Origin of the sequence: Methylosinus sporium, assembly GCF_003113265.1 — a bacterium.
GTDB lineage: Bacteria > Pseudomonadota > Alphaproteobacteria > Rhizobiales > Beijerinckiaceae > Methylosinus > Methylosinus sporium.
In genome coordinates this window covers 67,714-84,778 of the sequence record NZ_PUIV01000009.1, presented here as the reverse complement: position 1 = coordinate 84,778, position 17,065 = coordinate 67,714, and the positions used below count along the sequence as shown (strand labels likewise).

Genomic DNA, 17,065 nt, shown 5'->3' with positions numbered 1-17,065 from the left:
TTCAGAAAAATTCCATTTCGCCGGCCGGGTGATCCGTTCGCCCATCGTCCGCGTGATCGCCGAGACGCGCGGCGAGCTCTGCGAGCTTGACGCTGCGCGACGCAATTCCGCCGGCGATTTCCCAATCGGCCGGCGCGAGCTCTGCGAGCGCCGAGACGAAATCGGAGAGGGCCGAGAGCGTCTGCTCGATCGCGTCGATCGCCTGCGCCGAGTGGATGAGCTCGTGCTTCTCCTCCACATTGCTCCATTGTACGCCGTCGACGAGACAATGGAGACGATCCGTCTCCTTGGCCGTGTTGCGCAGCTCCGCCGCCAGCCGCGAGAGGACCTCGACGAGCGGTTGGGCTCGCTCATTCGCGCCGCAGGGCGAGGTCGTCTTCGGCTCCGTCATCAGAACAGCTCCAGTGAGCCCGCCGCCGGCAGTTTCGGCATGACTGCCGGCGCCGACACGGTCTGCGGCGTCGGGCCGGAGAGAAGGCTCTGCCTGGCGCGGCCGGACACCGGCTCATATTCGACGCGTCGGCCGCGGTCGCCGCCGAGATGCTCGGCCACGAGGCGAATGCCTTCGTTCTGCAAAAATCGCTTCGCGAATTCGGCGTTTCTCGCGCCGATGTCGGAGAGCCCTTCCATCATGCGCGCGCCGCCGAACAGCTTGCCTTCGAGCCGGTCGCGCCGCGCGCCCTTCTTCAAGAGGCCGTTGACGAGCAGCTCCATGAGATGAACGCCGTAGCGTTCGGCCTCGCCATTGCGCGACGAGGTGAAATCGCCGGGCAGCAGAAAATGATTCATTCCTCCGACGCCGGCATCCGCGTCCCTGATACAGGCGGCGACGCAAGAGCCGAGAACTGTCGCGATGACGACGCTCGGATCGTCGATCACCCGATACTCGCCCTGGATGATGTGTATTCGTTTCGTGCCGGCGTTCATTCGAATCACGCGAGTTTGCCGATGATCGCTTCGAGCGCTTTTTTCAGAGCCGGAACGGTGAAGGGCTTGGTGAGGAAGTTGTTGACGCCGAGCTTCACCGCATTCTCGAGCAGCGCCTTGTCGGCGCGCCCGGTGAGCATGATGAACGGCACTTTCTTGGTGGGATTGTAATTGCGGATCGCCTTCAGGAGGCCGAGGCCGTCGAGCTTGGGCATGTTGAAGTCGGAGATGACGAGATGCGCGGGAGTGGCCATCATGAATTGCAGGGCCTGCTCGCCGTCGCCGGCGAAGAAGATATTGCGCACGCCGAGCTCCTCGAGGCCGTCGCGAATGAGCATACGGCTCGTGCTCGTGTCGTCCACGATCAAGACTCTCAATTGGGCGGCGATGGACATGGATTCCCCCCTTGCTTTTACTGGTTCGTCGAAGTGAGTATGTGCGCGGCGATGCGCTGCAGCGTGAGCTGCTTGGCGACGCCGCCGATCTCGAAGGCCGCCTTCGGCATTCCATAGACGAGCGAGCTCGCCTCGTCCTGGCCGATTGTCTCGGCGCCCGCATCGCGCAATGCGAGCAAGCCTTGCGCGCCGTCGCGGCCCATGCCGGTGAGGATCACGCCGAGCGCGTTGCGGCCGGCGCATTGCGCGACGGAGTTGAACAGAACGTCGACGGAGGGACGATGGCCATTGACCGCTTCCGTATTGGTGAGGCGGCAGCGATAGCCGCCGACATGCTTCACCACTTCGAGATGAGCGGCGCCGCCGGGCGCGAGATAGACTCGGCCGGGCAGGATCTGCGCGCCGTCCACGGCTTCCGCGACCTGCGGCTTGCACATGCGATCGAGACGCGCGGCGAAGCTCGCCGTGAACACGGGCGGCATGTGCTGCGTGACGACCGTGGGCGGACAATTTTCCGGGAACTGCGAGAGAATCGTGAGCAACGCCTCGACGCCTCCGGTGGAGGAGCCGATCGCGACCAATCGTCCATCAGGCGAATAGCGGGACGCCGCGGACTGCGGCTCGCGACGCAGCGCCGCCGGCTCGACGCGGATCGGCTCGGCGCGATGCGGCTCGTAGCGGCCGATAGGCGTGGCAGCGATCGCCTTGATCTTCGCGGGCAGCTCGTCGAAAGAGCGCGGATCCTTGGATGAAGGCTTGGCGACGCAGTCGAAGGCGCCGATCTCGAGCGCCTTGATCGTCGTCGCGGCGCCGCGCTCCGTCATCGTCGAGACCATGATCACGCGCGTCGGACGCAGTCGCATGATCTTCTCGAGAAAATCGAGTCCGTTCATATTCGGCATTTCGACGTCGAGCGTCACCACATCCGGATCGAGGGTCTTGATGGCCTGGCGCGCCTCGAGCGGATCGGCCGCCTCGCCGACGACGGAGATTGCAGGATCCCGACAGAGCGTCGCTGCGATGAGGCCGCGCATGGTTGGGGAATCGTCGACGATCAGCACACGAACAGCCATCTTACGAATTTCCTCTGGACCGAAGCCGATAAGTGGTGACGCCGTCATATTCGAAGGCGGATGCGGCCGCGCCCGAAACGCGTTCGGAATGGCCGATGTAGAGCCGCCCGTCCGGATTGAAGAGCGGAACGAAGCGGCTCCAAATGTTTTCTTGCGTTTTCTCTTCGAAATAGATCACGACGTTGCGGCAGAAGATGGCGTCGAAACGTCCCGTCATCGGCCAATGGCCGATGAGATTGAGCTCGCGGAAGGAGACGAGCGAAGCGAGCTCCTCCGTCACGCCCCATTCATCGCGACCGCCGCCGAGCGGCGTGAACCAGCGGCTGCGCAGTTGCGTGGGCACCGCCTCGATGACATCGCGGCCGTAGACGCCATTGGCGCCGGCGGCGACCATGTTCGGATCTATGTCCGTCGCCAGAACCTTGACATCGAGCTCCGCCGCCTCTGGTATGACGGAGAGGATCGACATGGCGATGGAGTAGGGCTCCTGGCCATTGGAGCAGGCCGCCGACCAGATGCGCAGACGCGCGCCTTTGCGCACCGCGGCCGCGCGCTTGGCGAGGACATTTTCCTCGAGATGCTTGAAGTGATGCGGCTCGCGGAAGAAGCGCGTGACATTGGTGGTGAGCGCGGCCATCATTTTCTGGCGTTCGTCGACGCCGTCATCGCTGACGATGAGCGCGCAATAGTCGCGAAAATTCTCGAGCCCGAGGCTGCGCAGCCGCTTGGCCAGGCGCGAATAGACCAGCGTGGCTTTGGAGTCCGGCAGATAGATGCCGGCGTCCTCGTGCAGAATCGAGGCGATCCGGCGGAAATCCTCCTGCGTCAGCAGAAATTCCCCAGGGACGAGCGGAGCCGTGGCGAAGTGGCGGTTTTTCATGCGGCTGCTTACGTTCTTTTTGTCGTGGGCCCCTCTCGAGGCGGGGCGCGATGTCGATGGCGGGGCGGCCTCCAGTCTTTCCGCGCTCTCTCGAAACGAGGAAAGATTTCGGCTTTTGTCATGTCGCGCATTCCACGCGCCGGCGTCCAAAAAACACTCTATTCGGCCGCTGCGGGCATGTCGGCGACGATCATATCAGCGCGCGGGCGCGCGACGATCGCATCGACATCGAGGATGAGAGCGACGCGGCCGTCGCCCAATATCGTCGCCGCCGCAATGCCGTGAACATGGCCGTAATTGGTCTCGAGGCTCTTGATCACCACCTGCCGCTGGCCCTGGATGGCGTCGACGAGCAACGCGCATTTGGCGCCGCTCTCCGACTCGACGAGAAGCGCGACCTGCGACGTCGGCTCGATCGGCTCGTCGCGGTAGAGCAGCACGGCGCCGACATCGATCAGCGGGGTGAATGTATTGCGCGTGGCGATGACGCGCGCGCCGCTGCCGAGCTCGTGCACGCTCTCCTTCTTGGGCTGCAGAGTCTCGATGATCGCAGTCAGTGGAACGACCAGGGTCTGGCCGCCGACAGTGACGACCATTCCGTCGAGAACGGCGAGCGTGAGCGGAAGGCTCATCGAGAAGGTCGAGCCGCGTCCGGGAACCGAAGAGATGGAGATGCGGCCGCCGAGCGCCTGGATCGCGCGCTTGACCACATCCATGCCGACGCCGCGGCCGGAGATGTTGGAGACGGAGGAGGCGGTGGAGAAGCCGGGAAGAAAGATGAGATTGTCGATCTCGTCGTCGGTGAGATTGGCTTCCGCCGGAATGAGGCCCTTGTCGACGGCGATCTGGCGCACGCGCGCGCGATTGATGCCGGCGCCGTCGTCGGCGACCTCGATCACGATGCGGCCGGAGCGATGCGTCGCCGAGAGGCGCAGCGAGCCTTCCTCGGGCTTGCCGGCGGCGATTCTGTCTTCCGCCTTTTCGATTCCGTGATCGACGGCGTTGCGAATCATATGTGTGAGCGGATCGGTCAGACGCTCGACGACGGTCTTGTCGACCTCGGTCGTCTCGCCGTCCATGACGAGCCGCACCGACTTTCCGGTCATGGACGCGACCTCGCGCACAGTGCGCGACATGCGCTGAAACACGGGCTTCACCGGTTGCGCGCGGATCGCCATCACGCTGTCCTGAATATCGCGCGTCAGCTGCTCGAGCTCGTCGAGTCCGATCGCGACGGAAGAGGCGCGCGAGAGGCCGGCCTCGGACACGCGCTGCGACAGCATCGCTTGATTGATGACCAGTTCGCCGACGAGGTTGATGAGGCGATCGACGCGATCGAGATCGACGCGGATCGTCGCCTGAACCGCGCCGGAGCCCTCGCCTTTGGCCGCTTCCGCCCTGGCGGCGGCGGGATGATCGTCGCTCGGCGCGGCGAAGGAGGTCGGCGCGGGATCTGTGGCGACGCTGGTATCCCGCAGCTCCGCGACGGCGATCGGCGCTGGCGGCGCCTCATGCGGCTCGAGCGACTCCTGCAAAGCCTCGAGCAGCTTGCCGACATCGGCCGTTTCCACCGAAAGCTCGCAATCCCACTCGACGAATTCGAATATCTCGCGCACTTGCTGTTCGGGCGCGCTCGTCGTCAGATGGATTGTCCAGCAGAGATAAGCGCCTTCGGGATCGAGCTCGGTCAGCAGCGGAATCTCGGTCGTGTCGCATTCGACGCTCGTCTCGCCGAGCCGGCCGAGTTCGCGCAGCAAGCGCAGCGTTTCATTGGCCTTGGCGTAGAGTCCGACGGCCGGTTTGAAGCGCAGGATGAAATCCTGCGTCGCGGGGGCTTCGGGCTCGCCGATGTCGAAAATCGAGTCGAGCGAGATGCAGACAGGCTCGAAGTCGAGAGAGTCGACGCTGACCTTGCCGTCGTCGTCCTGCCGCGGCGCGCCGCCGAGCAGCGCGCTGAGCTCGTCGGCGATGATTTTCACAGCGCCGGCGTCGGCGCTGCCGCCTTCACGCGCAGCGCGAACGAGATCGGCGAGCACATCGGACGCGCGAAGCAGCGTCTTTGTCACCGCCGGCGTCGCGGCGAGCTTGGCGGAGCGTATGAGATCGAGCGTGGTCTCGAAGACATGGACGAATTCGACGAGTTCGTCGAAGCCGAAGGCGCCCGCGCCGCCTTTGATCGAGTGGACGGCGCGAAACACGGCGTTGACGGTCTCGAGATCGTCGTCACCGTCCTCCATTCGCAGCAGTCCGCTCTCCAATTCGACGAGTTGCTCCTCGCATTCTTGAAAGAATGTCTGCTTGATGGCGGCCATCGGATCCACGGGCGCACTCCCTTACAAGGCTACGTTCTCAAACGGCCACGCGACGAATCGCGTCGACGAGCTTCACGGGATTGAACGGCTTGACGATCCAGCCGGTCGCGCCGGCTCTGCGCGCGCGGTCCTTCTTCTCGCCGTCGCTCTCGGTCGTCAGCACGAGAATCGGAACGCCGCGATGCTTCTCGTGCCGGCGCACGCCTTCGATGAATCCGAAACCATCCATGCGCGGCATGTTTATATCGGTGACGATCACATCGGGCGTCGCCTTCTCGAGCACTTCGAGCCCATGCACGCCGTCCTCTGCCTGCACGACGCTGAAGCCCGCCTCGGAGAGCGCGAGCATCAGCATTTCGCGCATGGTTCGAGAATCGTCGACGGTCAGAATGGTCTTGCTCATTTCGCGCTTTCCTGTTCGGAAATTTTGGTGAAGGGAATGCCGAGCGTCTCCAGGGCGTCGAGCAGAGTCTCGGATGGATGCGCGACGTTCAGCGGCAAGCCGTCCGCAGTCCAGGTGGCATGTGCGGACAGCAGCACTTGAATGCACTGCGTGCCGACCTTGGCGACGTCGGATGCGTCGATGGTCAGCGGATTGCCGCGCGCATGAAGAAGCTCCGCGGCGAGCGGAGAGGCCGCGCGTATGTCGAGGATTTCGGGTAGACGGACAGTGATCATGGGCTCGTCTCGATGTCGTTGCGGGAGGGGCGCCGGCTCGAGCTCACGCCGCGTCGAGAACCGGCTCCGGCAGGAGATTCTGGATGGTCAGCACGCTGATCATCTCGTCACCCGCGGCGACGACGCCCTTCACGAAAGTCCGCGCGATTTCCGAGGCGACTTCCGGGGTCGGCTGGATCGCGTCGGGTGTCAACGTCAAAATATTCGACACTGCGTCGACGAGAAGGCCGACGATCTGACCGGCCGATTGCACCACGATGACCGCATGGCGCGCGGTCGGCTCGCTCTGCGTCAGGCCGAGGCGCGTGGCGAGATCGACGACCGGCAGCACGGCGCCGCGCAGATTGATGACGCCGCGCACGAAGTTCGGCGCATGTGGCAAAGGCGTCGCCGGCGTCCAGCCGCGGATTTCGCGAACCGCCATAATGTCGATGCAGAATGTCTGCGCGCCGATATGAAAGGCGATGAATTCCTTCGCCTCGCTCGTCGCCACGCGGGAAAATGCCTCGGCCATGATCAAAACTCCTCCCAGCCCTCTTCGATCGGTGTCGCCTGCTCCTTCGGAAGCGCTGCGCCACGCGCCGCGACACGTCGCTGCGGCGACGTTTTGCTTGCCGATTGCGGTTTCATCCGCTTCACGGCGCCGGCGCCAGATTCTGGGCGCTCGCCGAGATCGAACGCGGCGACCGATATCGACAGCCGCTCTATGTCGCTTTTCAGGCCATGGCTCGCAGCCGTGGTCTCCTCGACCATTGCGGCGTTCTGCTGCGTGAATTGATCCATTTGCGCGACAGCCGTATTGACCTCGGCGAGGCCCGTCGCCTGCTCGCGCGCGCCATTGGCGATTTCGACGACGACCTTGTTCGCCTCCACTACCTGATCGACGATGCGACCGAGCGACTTGCCGGTCTGCGCGACCAGAGCGACGCCGTCTTCGACTTGAGAGGATGATGTCGAAATGAGGCTCTTGATCTCGCGCGCCGCTTCCGCGGAACGCTGCGCGAGCGCGCGCACTTCGGAGGCGACGACGGCGAATCCGCGTCCGGCTTCCCCCGCCCGCGCCGCCTCGACGCCGGCGTTCAAGGCGAGAAGATTGGTCTGAAACGCAATCTCGTCGATCACGCCGATGATCTGGCCGATCTGGCGCGAGGACGTCTCGATCCGCCCCATCGCCTCGATCGCATTGCGCACGATTTCGCTGCTGCGCGTCGCATCGGCCTGAGCTTCGGACACGACGCCGGCGGCGCGCTGCGCTCCATCGGAGGTCTTGTGAACCGTGGAGGTGATTTCTTCGAGCGCCGCGGATGTCTGCTCGAGGCTCGCCGCCTGTTGCTCTGTGCGCTGCGCCAGCGCATCGGCCGCGCCGGCGATTTCCCGCGTTCGCGACGTCAGACCGTCGATATGGTCCATTATATCCACAAAGGCGCCGCGGAGCCTATCGACCGCCAAATTGTAGCAGTGTCGGATTTTCTCGTAATCCGCGGAAAATGGAGCGTCGAGCCGATGCGCGAGACCGCCCGCGGCGAGGCGCTCCAAGCCTTCAGTGAAGGATTTCATGAAGAATTCATGCGCATCGATATAGCCGCGCGACTCGGCGTCGCGCGCCATGCGCCTTTCGTCGGCCGCACGCCGCTCGGCGCTCTCCGCCTCGGCGCGTCGACGCGTGTCGTCCTGCAATGCGGCGCGAAGCTTTTCCAACGCGTCGAAAGCGGCGTCGAGCTCGCCGCCTTTGCCGCCCGGCGCGATTGGCGTTTCTATATCGCCGCTGCGAATTCGATCGAGCGAGGCGACGATTTGCGCCGCGGGACTGGCCACGCGGCTCGCAATCGCGCGGTAGGCGCCGACGGCGCCGAGAAGCGTGACGCCCGCTCCGGCTGCTCCCCAAAGAGGATCGAAGGCGGCGCCGCTCAGCAGCGTGTGAGGACCGAGCGACACGAGCGGTCCGATCGCCATCCCGATGACGGGCGGAAAAAGAGTCGCGTAGAATTTCACCGCTCTGCCCTCGCTGCTGATATAAAGACGACCGGGCTCCGTCGCAGCGTGCGACCTCGCGATTCCTCGGACAGGCGAAAGGACGAGATGTCTCGTCGTGCACACACGGCTCTTTCGCAAAGAGCGGCGTCGCGCGGGTTCGACTGATCGTGTGGAGGGAGGCGCCCCGACGGGGACATGCCGGATCGCCGGCATATCGAGGCAGCGTCATGCTTTTGACCGACGCTCGAACGCGTTTGGCCAACCCGATATGCTTTCAGCCTAGCGATGGGCGGTTAAATCTTCATTAGCGAGCGAGGAACGCCCGCCGTAAGCAAGCGCTCCGAGATATGGGACACGCCGATGCGCCGATCGCTCGGCGCATCGCCCAAAAGGATCAGGCCACGCGATGCGCTGGGATATAAGGAGTGACGCGCGGAGACCCGCTCGAAACGTCGTTCTTGTGGCGGCTGTCGAGCGCGGCCACTGTCGCCTTGTGAAGGGAGGCCTCGTTCTGCGCGGGAGCGTTGGCGCCCTCATAGATGTTCGACAGCTCGCCGATGAACCGCTCCATGGCCTTCAACGCCTGATACTCGGGTATCTGAGTGAGCTGTTCGATCATCTGCTCACGGAGCTGCTTCAGTTCATTGATCGGATGCATATGGAGGTCTCCCAGGAACGGCGGGTCGTTAAGAAATTAGTAATCAAATCTGGTGTGAGGCTTACGCCTCCGCCCCGCTGATCATTGAACGGCATAGTATGGACCGCTCATTCGCAGGAGCAGTTTCTCATTGTGCGGCCACCGCCCTCTCATCCGGCAGCCGGCGTCGACGCCGCTCTGCCAAACCACATTCGCAGCGAGCAGCGCTCCCTGCTGATCATCGTAGAGAAGAATGGAGCGGGGGAGCGGGACGCGCTGCGCGAGGCGCAGCCTGATTCCTCCGCCGGTGCGGTTCTTATAGAGAAACTCTGTGAGGAAGCGCTCGCCGCCATCGAGAATTTTGCCCGATTGCAAATGCACCGGGCGCCGCGCTTCTCGTCGCCTTTCGACGAAGGAGGGCCGCTCTTCCACGACGACCGAGTAGGTGACGACGCCTTCGCGTGGAAGCATTCGAGACGTGACCCGCCGAAGCCATGCGCCGGCGCTTATCTCGTTCGCCTTCGCTCCATGCAGCAGTGGCTTGATCGCATCTCGTCTCTTCACCTCGAATGTCCCTCTGTCGGTTGCGCCGAACGAACCTGGAAATGCAGAACCCGCGCCGGCAGTCGCAAGATATGAGAACGAGATTATTTCAAGGTTAACCGTTTTCCTCGCATGGTCCATTCGTGCGCAGTCGACAGCTTCACGCAAGCTTTGAGACTTCTAATCCCGACGTCTCACGGATATGAAGGAACGGCAGATGACGGCGAGCGCGCTTTTCAACACGTCGGTTATGGGCATGTCGGCGCAGACCACGGCGCTCAGCGCGGTCGCGGAAAACATCGCGAATTCGGGAACCGTCGGCTATAAGGAAGCGACGACGCAGTTTCAGACGCTTCTGTCGAGCGTGCAGGGCGGCGCCGACATCGACGGCGGCGTCTCTGCGAGCAATGTCATCGAAATCACCAAAGCCGGCAGCACGCTCAACACGACATCGGCGACCGATCTCGCTATCTCAGGCGACGGCTTTTTCGTCGTGAGCGATGCGAGCGGCAACACCTATTTGACGCGCGCAGGCTCCTTCCTTCCCGATACGCAAGGCCGGCTCTACAATACGGCCGGCTACTATCTCATGGGCTACAGCGCCTCGGCGGCATCCGCGCCATCCGATCCCGCGGGCTTGCAGGTGATCACGATCCCCTATGGGACGACGATCAGCACGCCGTCCACCGAAGGAACGCTCAGCGCTAATCTTCCGCAGACCGCCGATGTAGTCGGCGCCGCCGATCTCCCTTCGGCGAACGCCTCGACCTCTACCTATTCCAAGAAGACATCCGCTACCGCCTATGACAATCTCGGCAATGCCGTCACGCTCGATGTCTACTTCTCCAAGACATCCGACAATGAATGGGAAATGTCGGTGTTCGACGCGTCGACAGCGACCGATGGCGGCTTCCCCTATTCGTCTGGTCCGCTCACCACGCAGTCTCTCACCTTCTCCTCGACGGACGGAAGCCTCACCGGCGGCTCCAGCGCCTCGATCGCCGTTCCCAATGGCTCCACGCTCACACTCGATCTCAGCGCAATGACGCAGCGCGGCAGTTCCTTCTCTGTCGTCAATCCGACGATCAATGGCAACGCCGCTTCGCAGGTCACCAGCGTCAACATCTCGAAGGACGGCACGCTGAGCTATGTGCTCGGCAATGACCAGTCGGTGGCTGCGAGCAAAATCCCTCTCGCCAGGGTCGCCAGCCCCACCAATTTGCAAGCGCAATCCGGCAATATATTCGCCGTCACCAAGGACTCGGGGGCGGCCTATCTCGGCGATGCGAATTCCGGAAGCATGGGATCGATCGCATCGTCCACGCTCGAGGGCTCGACTGTCGATCTCGCGACCCAATTGTCGAACATGATCGTCGCGCAACGCTCCTTCACGGCGAACAGTCAAGTGTTTCAGGTCGCGTCGGAAGTGATGCAAGTGCTCAACAATCTGAAGTAAGCGACGCAATGACGGGCGGTCTCCATGTCACTCACTAATGCCGGAGCGATCGCCAACCAGTCGCTCGGAACGATCGCAGCTCAGATAAATGTCGTCTCGCGCAACATAGCCGGAGTGAATGTCTCCGGCTATGCGACCAAGACGGCTCTCGTTTCGACCACCTCCAATGGCGCGGCTCAGGTCGGCGGCGTAGCGCGCGCCACCAATGCCGCGCTGTTCCAGAACTCTCTTCAAGCCTCCGCTACCGAAGCGGCCGCGGCGGTGCTGTCATCCGGGCTCGACCAGATCGATCAGGCTCTGGGACTCTCTTCCGGGACCGCGACAGATACCTCCACAAATCGCTCGCCCGCAGCGCTGCTGTCCGCGCTGAAAGGCGCGCTGCAGAGCTACAGTGCGTCGCCATCCGATACGACTGTCGCGCAAAATGTGCTTTCGAGCGCCAAGGCGGTAGCGCAGGCGCTCAACACCGCCGATATGACCGTGCAGCAATTGCGCGCGCAATCCGACAGCGACATTGCGGCGTCGGTCGCGAATATCAATTCGATTCTCTCGCAGTTCCAGCAGGTGAATTCGGAGGTCGTCGCCGGAACGAACGCCGGGCGCGATGTGACGTCGGCGCTCGACCAGCGAGACGCTCTGCTCAAATCGCTGTCGACCGAAATCGGTGTAACGACGGTCACGCGAGCCAATAATGATATGGTGATCTACGCCGATGGCGGCGCTACGCTCTTCGAAACGAGCCCGCGCTCCGTCACATTCCAGGCGAACGGCTCCTATACGGCGTCGACGACAGGAAACGCAGTCTATGTCGACGGCGTCCCTGTAACAGGCGCCTCCGCTGCGATGGCGATCCAATCGGGAAAATTGCAGGGGCTCACTCAGCTTCGTGATGTGGTCGCTCCTCAATATCAGAATCAGCTCGACGAGACCGCGCGCGGGCTGATCGCCGCCTTTGCTGAAACCGACCAATCCGGACTGGGCTCGCCGGCGCCCGGCTTGTTCACTTATTCCGGGGCCACGTCCGTGCCCGGCGCGAGCGTCGTTCCCGGTCTCGCCGGTCAGATCATCGTCAATCCGAATGCGGATCCGAGCCAGGGCGGCGATCTCGACCGACTACGCGACGGTGGCATTTCGGATCCGACAAATTCCGCCTATATCTACACGACGACCGGCGCGGCAGGATATACCGATCGAATCAACGAGCTCGTCGCATCCTTTTCGACGGCTCAGGGCTTCGATCCCGCCGCGGGCCTCGGCTCCAGTCTATCACTGATGGATTATGCGACGTCATCGCTCGGCTGGTTCGAGGCGCAACGCCAGCAGGCCAGCGAGACCGAATCCTATCAGTCGACGCTGTTGTCGCAGACGACCGACGCCCTTTCCAACGCGACCGGCGTCAATCTCGACGACCAAATGTCGAAAATGCTCGATCTCGAAAATTCCTATCAGGCGTCGGCGAAGCTCATCTCTGCGATCGACGCCATGTATACCGCGCTCTTCCAAGCGCTCTGACGAACGGACGGACAAATGGTCTCGATCACATCGACCCAAACGCTCACCAATGCGCTGAGGCGGTCCGTTCTCGACGTTCAGACGCAATTGTCGAAAGCTCAGGCCGAAGTCTCGACCGGACGCATCGCAGACCTTGGTCTTGGTCTCGGCGCTGCGATTCAACGGGACTATGCCTATGGCTTTCGCTCCGATGATCTCGCGGCGCTCACAGCCAGCAATAATGTCGTCTCGACGCGCCTCAGCGCGACTGATACGGCGTTGAGTTCCATCGCGAGCGCCGCGCAGAATTTTCTCGAGACGTTGATCAGCGCGCAATCCGCCGCCGGAAGCGATCCCGGCGCCATACGCGGCTATGCCGAGACAGGCTTGAAGTCGCTGATCTCGACGCTCGACACCAGCGTCGACGGGGTGCAGATTTTCGGAGGCGTCAACACTGATGTGGCGCCGCTTTCAGATTACTTCACCGATCCGCCATCGACGGCGAAACAGGCTGTCGATCAGGCGTTTTTCGGCGCCTTCGGAGTTGCCCAGGGAGACGCTGGCGCCGCCTCTATCACTGATCAGCAGATCCAGACATTCCTGTCCGGGTCATTCGCGGATCTATTCTCGTCGACGTCTTGGAGCAGCGATTGGTCCAGCGCGACGGATGAGACCACGAAGAATAGGATATCTCTATCGCAGACTTCCGAAACATCCGTGTCGGCGAATGAAGCAGCGCTGCGAAAGATCGCGCAGGCCTATACGATGGTCGCCGATCTCGGCGTCGAAACGATGAGCAGTTCGGCCTATCGGCAGATTCTCGAGACGGCGTCGGTGGCAATGTCCGACGCTATTTCGGAACTGACGACATTGCGCGCAAAAGTCGGCGTGATGCAAAAAGGCGTATCAGACGCGAATGAATCGCTGGCGGCGCAACGCGATATGATCGCGACGCAGATCGGCTCGCTCGAAAACGTCGATCCGTTCGAGGCTTCGACGCGGGTGAACAATCTCACCACTCAGCTCGAGACCTCGTATACGCTGACGGGAAAGATACAACAGCTGACTCTGTCGAAATATATCTGAGCGCACGAATGACCCGAAGAGAATCGCATGTATCGTAATGTCTACGCTCAGACGGTAGAAGAATCTCCCGCCGCTGCGCGGCATCGCGAACGCGCGTTGCTCGAACGCGCGATCCGGCTACTCGCCGTCGCCAAGGTCAAAGGCGTGAGAAGCAGCGAGTCATTCGAGGCGACGGCGAACATGCGGCGAATTTGGACGGTGTTCATCGAAGACCTCGGAAGCGATGGGAATGCGCTTCCGGAAGCGCTTCGCGCCTCGCTCATTTCGATCGGCCTCTGGATTTTGCGCGAGCTCGAAGCGATCGACTGCGGCAGGTCGGACAATTTCGACGGGGTCATCGAAATCAATCAGATGATCGCCGATGGGCTGAGCTGAGGGCGGCATGAACATTTCGTTACGGCGGGGCGAAAAGCTCTATCTAAATGGCGCGGTCATTCGCGCCGATCGGAAAGTCTGCATCGAGCTTCTCAATGACGTGACATTTCTGCTCGAAAATCACGTGATGCAGGCAAAGGATGCTACATCGCCGCTACGACAGCTCTATTTCGTGGTGCAGCTGATGCTCATGTCGCCGAATGACGCCGCGGCGGCGATCGACATGTGCCGCGGTATGCTCGCTTCGCTCAACACCGCCTTTCCCGATCCGCGAATCCTCAACGGTCTGGCGCTCGTCGCCAAATATGTCGACGACAAGCGCATGTTCGACGCGTTGAAGACAATCCGCACGCTGTTCCCACTCGAATCGGAGATTTTGAATCCGAGCTCGACGCAGGACAGCGGCAAAGCAGCCTGAGGAGGCGATACCGTGACTGTGTCTTCGACGACAGCCATCACCAATGCGACCGTGACGTCCAGCTCGACAACGACATCCTCCACCAGCAGCTCGACGCAGACGTTGGGCTATGATCAGTTTCTGACGCTTCTCATCACCGAGATGAAGTATCAGGATCCGACCAAGCCGATGGATGCGACTGAAACGGTTTCCCAGCTCGCATCGTTTTCGTCGGTGGAGCAGGCAGTCAAAACAAATACGACGCTCACTTCGATCCTGAACTCCAATCTGCTCACCCAGGCGAGCTCGTTGATCGGTAAGACAGTCTCGTCCACCGACGGATCGACGTCCGGCGTCGTCGCTTCGGTCTCGACATCGAGTTCCGGAGCAACCGCGACGCTCACTGATGGGTCGACCATTTCCCTCGACGCCGGCGTCACGGTGCGCGAATGAACGAGGCCGACGCCCTCGAAATCATGCAGCGCGCGATCTTCACCGTGCTCGTCGTTTCGAGTCCGATCGTGGGCGCGGCCATGGCGGTCGGCATCGTTATCGCCCTGCTCCAGGCCCTCACTCAGGTCCAGGAAATGACCTTGACCTTCGTGCCGAAGATCATTGCGATCTTCGTCGCTCTGGGGCTATCGGCGCCATTTGTCGGCGCTCAGATTCAGGCGTTCACCGAGTACGCGTATTCTCGCATCGAGAAGGGATTCTGAGCAAGTCGCGGGACGCGAGGCGCTGCAGGGGACAATTCTATGACCGACGTCGCATTGGTTGGAGCCGCACCGGAGGGACGCGTGAAGGACGTCGGATTCGCTCTGGCGATCATCTTCATCCTATGCATTTTCTTTTTGCCGATTCCGCCGTTTCTCATCGATATGGGTCTCGCATTCTCCATTGCGCTCGCAGTACTGATTTTGATGGTCTCTCTCTGGATCCAGAAACCTCTCGAATTCTCCGCGTTCCCGACAATTCTTCTCGTCGCGACGATATTGCGGCTGTCGCTCAACATCGCGACGACGCGCCTCATCCTCGGGCATGGCGCCGAGGGAACGGCGGCGGCCGGCTATATCATCGCCGGATTCTCCAAGCTCGTGATGAGCGGAGACTTCGTCATCGGTTTGACGGTGTTCGCGATCATCGTCACAGTCAATTTTCTCGTCATCACCAAGGGCGCGACGCGAATCGCCGAAGTCGGCGCGCGCTTCACCCTCGACTCGATTCCCGGCAAGCAGATGGCGATCGACGCGGACCTCAACGCTGGTTTGATCGACGAGAAGCAAGCGCAGCTGCGGCGACGGGAGCTCGAAGAGGAGAGCTCCTTCTTCGGCTCGATGGACGGCGCATCGAAATTCGTTCGCGGCGACGCCATTGCTGGTCTCGTCATTCTCGCCGTCAATATTTTCGGCGGCATTGTCATTGGCGTCACGCGCCATGGAATGCCGCTGTCGAGCGCCGCTGACGTGTTCACCAAGCTGTCGGTCGGCGAGGGGCTGGTGTCACAGATCCCAGCGCTCATCGTTTCCTTGGCGGCGGGTCTTCTCGTGTCGAAGGGCGGCACGCGCGGATCGACCGAGCAGAATATCGTTCGGCAGCTCGGCAATTATCCCAAAGCGCTATATGTCGCGTCGTCCTTGCTGTTCGTGCTGGCCTTGATGCCGGGGTTGCCGCTCACGCCTTTCATGATGCTCGGAGGCGCTATGGCCTTCGTCGCCTATTCGATGCCGAAGCAGGCGGCCAAGCTGCGCGCCACCGAAGAAGCGAAAAAGGCCGAAGACGACAAGCGGACTCAGGCGGAAGCCAAGGACTCGATCCGTGAATACTTGAAGACGCCAGGCGTCGAGCTGTGCCTCGGCAAGCAGCTCTCCGCCCGTCTCTTGATGTCGCAGGACGAGCTCGCGCATCGTGTCGGCAAGATGCGTCGAAATTTCGCTCGCCAATATGGCTTCGTGATACCCGAGATCAAGCTTACCGACGATCTCGCATTGAAGCAGAAGAGCTATCAGATCAAGATTCACGGCACGGTCGTCACGACGCAGGAACTGCAACTCGGTCAACATCTCATTATCGTAGGGCAGGGACGTCAGCCCGATCTGCCGGGCGACGAGACGGTGGATCCCGCCTTCGGTCTCAAATCCTTTTGGATTCCGGACGCGCTGGTGGCGGAGGCGAGGCGTGAAGGTTTCGAGCCCGTCGATCCGATCTCGGTGCTGCTCACGCATCTCTCCGAAGTGCTGCGCAATAATCTCTCGCAGCTGCTGTCGTATCGCGACGCACGCATGTTGCTCGATCGCCTCGAGCCGGAGTACCGCAAGCTGATCGATGAGATGGTTCCAAATCTCATCTCCAATTCTGGCCTCCATTCGGTGCTCAAGCTGCTGCTCGCCGAGCGCGTGTCAATTCGCAATCTCGATCTCATTCTCGAGGCGGTCGGCGAAGTCGCGCCCTATGCGCGTCGTGCAGAGCCGATCGTCGAGCATGTCCGGACGCGCCTCGCGCCGCAGATTTGCGGAGAGATAGCGGTGAACGGTTCGTTGAGCGTTCTGCGACTCGGCGCTCGTTGGGATTTATTTTTCCACGAGAGTCTCCGTCGTGACGCAAAGGGAGAAATCGTCGAATTCAACGCCGAGCCATCGCTCATCGAGCAATTTGGTCAGGAGGCTGCCACAGCAATTCGTGAACGGATCGAGCGCGGGGACATTTTTGCCGTGGTGACGACGCCGGAGGCGCGTCCTTATGTGAAGATGATCATCGGTCGCCTGTTCGCTGCGCTTCCGGTTCTTTCGCATCTCGAAATCGCTCGCGGCGTGGAGATCAAATCGCTCGGGACAATTGCGTGAC

Annotated in this window: 20 protein-coding genes; 8 read left to right on the top strand and 12 right to left on the bottom strand. The window is 61.9% G+C overall.

Going from position 1 to position 17,065, the window contains the following annotated elements:
• Position 1 precedes the first annotated feature (1 nt).
• The 12 genes from C5689_RS08595 to C5689_RS18195 all read right to left on the bottom strand — a co-directional run bounded on the left by C5689_RS08595 (position 2) and on the right by C5689_RS18195 (position 9,587).
• Positions 2–391 (bottom strand): hypothetical protein, encoded by a 390-nt coding sequence (locus C5689_RS08595; protein ID WP_108916858.1) that lies wholly within the window; start codon positions 389–391, stop codon positions 2–4.
• The gene (locus C5689_RS08590) at positions 391–933 is read right to left on the bottom strand and encodes a chemotaxis protein CheD (RefSeq protein WP_370464683.1); all 543 of its coding nucleotides are present in this window, start codon (positions 931–933) and stop codon (positions 391–393) included. Before C5689_RS08590 ends, C5689_RS08595 begins: the two co-directional genes overlap by 1 nt.
• Positions 933–1,322 (bottom strand): response regulator, encoded by a 390-nt coding sequence (locus C5689_RS08585; RefSeq protein WP_108916856.1) that lies wholly within the window; start codon positions 1,320–1,322, stop codon positions 933–935. Before C5689_RS08585 ends, C5689_RS08590 begins: the two co-directional genes overlap by 1 nt.
• 17 nt (positions 1,323–1,339) lie before the next feature.
• Positions 1,340–2,395 carry a protein-glutamate methylesterase/protein-glutamine glutaminase gene (locus C5689_RS08580; RefSeq protein WP_108916855.1) on the bottom strand — a complete coding sequence of 352 codons (1,056 nt, stop codon included), beginning with the start codon at positions 2,393–2,395 and terminating at the stop codon, positions 1,340–1,342.
• A gap of 1 nt (position 2,396) precedes the next feature.
• On the bottom strand, positions 2,397–3,275 hold the full coding sequence (locus tag C5689_RS08575; RefSeq protein ID WP_108916854.1) for a CheR family methyltransferase: 879 nt from the start codon (positions 3,273–3,275) through the stop codon (positions 2,397–2,399).
• Positions 3,276–3,433: 158 nt separating this feature from the next.
• Positions 3,434–5,587, bottom strand: coding sequence for a chemotaxis protein CheA (locus C5689_RS08570; protein ID WP_108916885.1), 2,154 nt, complete (start codon positions 5,585–5,587; stop codon positions 3,434–3,436).
• A gap of 37 nt (positions 5,588–5,624) precedes the next feature.
• Positions 5,625–5,990, bottom strand: coding sequence for a response regulator (locus C5689_RS08565; protein ID WP_108916853.1), 366 nt, complete (start codon positions 5,988–5,990; stop codon positions 5,625–5,627).
• Positions 5,987–6,265, bottom strand: coding sequence for an STAS domain-containing protein (locus C5689_RS08560; protein ID WP_108916852.1), 279 nt, complete (start codon positions 6,263–6,265; stop codon positions 5,987–5,989). The genes C5689_RS08565 and C5689_RS08560 overlap by 4 nt, the downstream gene beginning before the upstream one ends.
• A gap of 43 nt (positions 6,266–6,308) precedes the next feature.
• Positions 6,309–6,779: a chemotaxis protein CheW gene (locus C5689_RS08555; protein ID WP_108916851.1), complete on the bottom strand. Its 471-nt coding sequence runs from the start codon at positions 6,777–6,779 to the stop codon at positions 6,309–6,311.
• Positions 6,780–6,781: 2 nt separating this feature from the next.
• Positions 6,782–8,257: a methyl-accepting chemotaxis protein gene (locus C5689_RS08550; protein WP_244594635.1), complete on the bottom strand. Its 1,476-nt coding sequence runs from the start codon at positions 8,255–8,257 to the stop codon at positions 6,782–6,784.
• Between the two features lie 376 nt (positions 8,258–8,633).
• On the bottom strand, positions 8,634–8,897 hold the full coding sequence (locus tag C5689_RS08545) for a hypothetical protein (RefSeq protein WP_108916850.1): 264 nt from the start codon (positions 8,895–8,897) through the stop codon (positions 8,634–8,636).
• Between the two features lie 81 nt (positions 8,898–8,978).
• On the bottom strand, positions 8,979–9,587 hold the full coding sequence (locus tag C5689_RS18195; protein WP_146188361.1) for a hypothetical protein: 609 nt from the start codon (positions 9,585–9,587) through the stop codon (positions 8,979–8,981).
• Positions 9,588–9,636: 49 nt separating this feature from the next.
• Between C5689_RS18195 and C5689_RS08535 the strand changes: the two genes are divergently transcribed.
• From C5689_RS08535 to flhA, 8 genes are read left to right on the top strand one after another with little or no spacing between them, the layout of a single operon-like run.
• Positions 9,637–10,875 (top strand): flagellar hook protein FlgE, encoded by a 1,239-nt coding sequence (locus tag C5689_RS08535; protein ID WP_108916883.1) that lies wholly within the window; start codon positions 9,637–9,639, stop codon positions 10,873–10,875.
• Between the two features lie 24 nt (positions 10,876–10,899).
• Entirely contained in the window at positions 10,900–12,387 is a 1,488-nt protein-coding gene (flgK, locus tag C5689_RS08530) for a flagellar hook-associated protein FlgK (protein ID WP_108916848.1), read from the top strand.
• A 15-nt stretch (positions 12,388–12,402) separates the two neighbouring features.
• The gene (locus tag C5689_RS08525; RefSeq protein WP_108916847.1) at positions 12,403–13,452 is read left to right on the top strand and encodes a flagellar hook-associated family protein; all 1,050 of its coding nucleotides are present in this window, start codon (positions 12,403–12,405) and stop codon (positions 13,450–13,452) included.
• Positions 13,453–13,479: 27 nt separating this feature from the next.
• On the top strand, positions 13,480–13,827 hold the full coding sequence (flaF, locus tag C5689_RS08520) for a flagellar biosynthesis regulator FlaF (protein WP_108916846.1): 348 nt from the start codon (positions 13,480–13,482) through the stop codon (positions 13,825–13,827).
• A gap of 7 nt (positions 13,828–13,834) precedes the next feature.
• Positions 13,835–14,245 (top strand): flagellar biosynthesis repressor FlbT, encoded by a 411-nt coding sequence (flbT, locus tag C5689_RS08515; protein ID WP_108916845.1) that lies wholly within the window; start codon positions 13,835–13,837, stop codon positions 14,243–14,245.
• 18 nt (positions 14,246–14,263) lie between these two features.
• The gene (flgD, locus tag C5689_RS08510; RefSeq protein ID WP_108916844.1) at positions 14,264–14,677 is read left to right on the top strand and encodes a flagellar hook assembly protein FlgD; all 414 of its coding nucleotides are present in this window, start codon (positions 14,264–14,266) and stop codon (positions 14,675–14,677) included.
• Complete coding sequence (gene fliQ / locus C5689_RS08505) at positions 14,674–14,940, top strand: flagellar biosynthesis protein FliQ (RefSeq protein ID WP_108916843.1); 267 nt, start codon at positions 14,674–14,676, stop codon at positions 14,938–14,940. The genes flgD and fliQ overlap by 4 nt, the downstream gene beginning before the upstream one ends.
• A gap of 39 nt (positions 14,941–14,979) precedes the next feature.
• Complete coding sequence (gene flhA, locus C5689_RS08500) at positions 14,980–17,064, top strand: flagellar biosynthesis protein FlhA (protein ID WP_108916842.1); 2,085 nt, start codon at positions 14,980–14,982, stop codon at positions 17,062–17,064.
• Position 17,065: the final 1 nt, after the last annotated feature.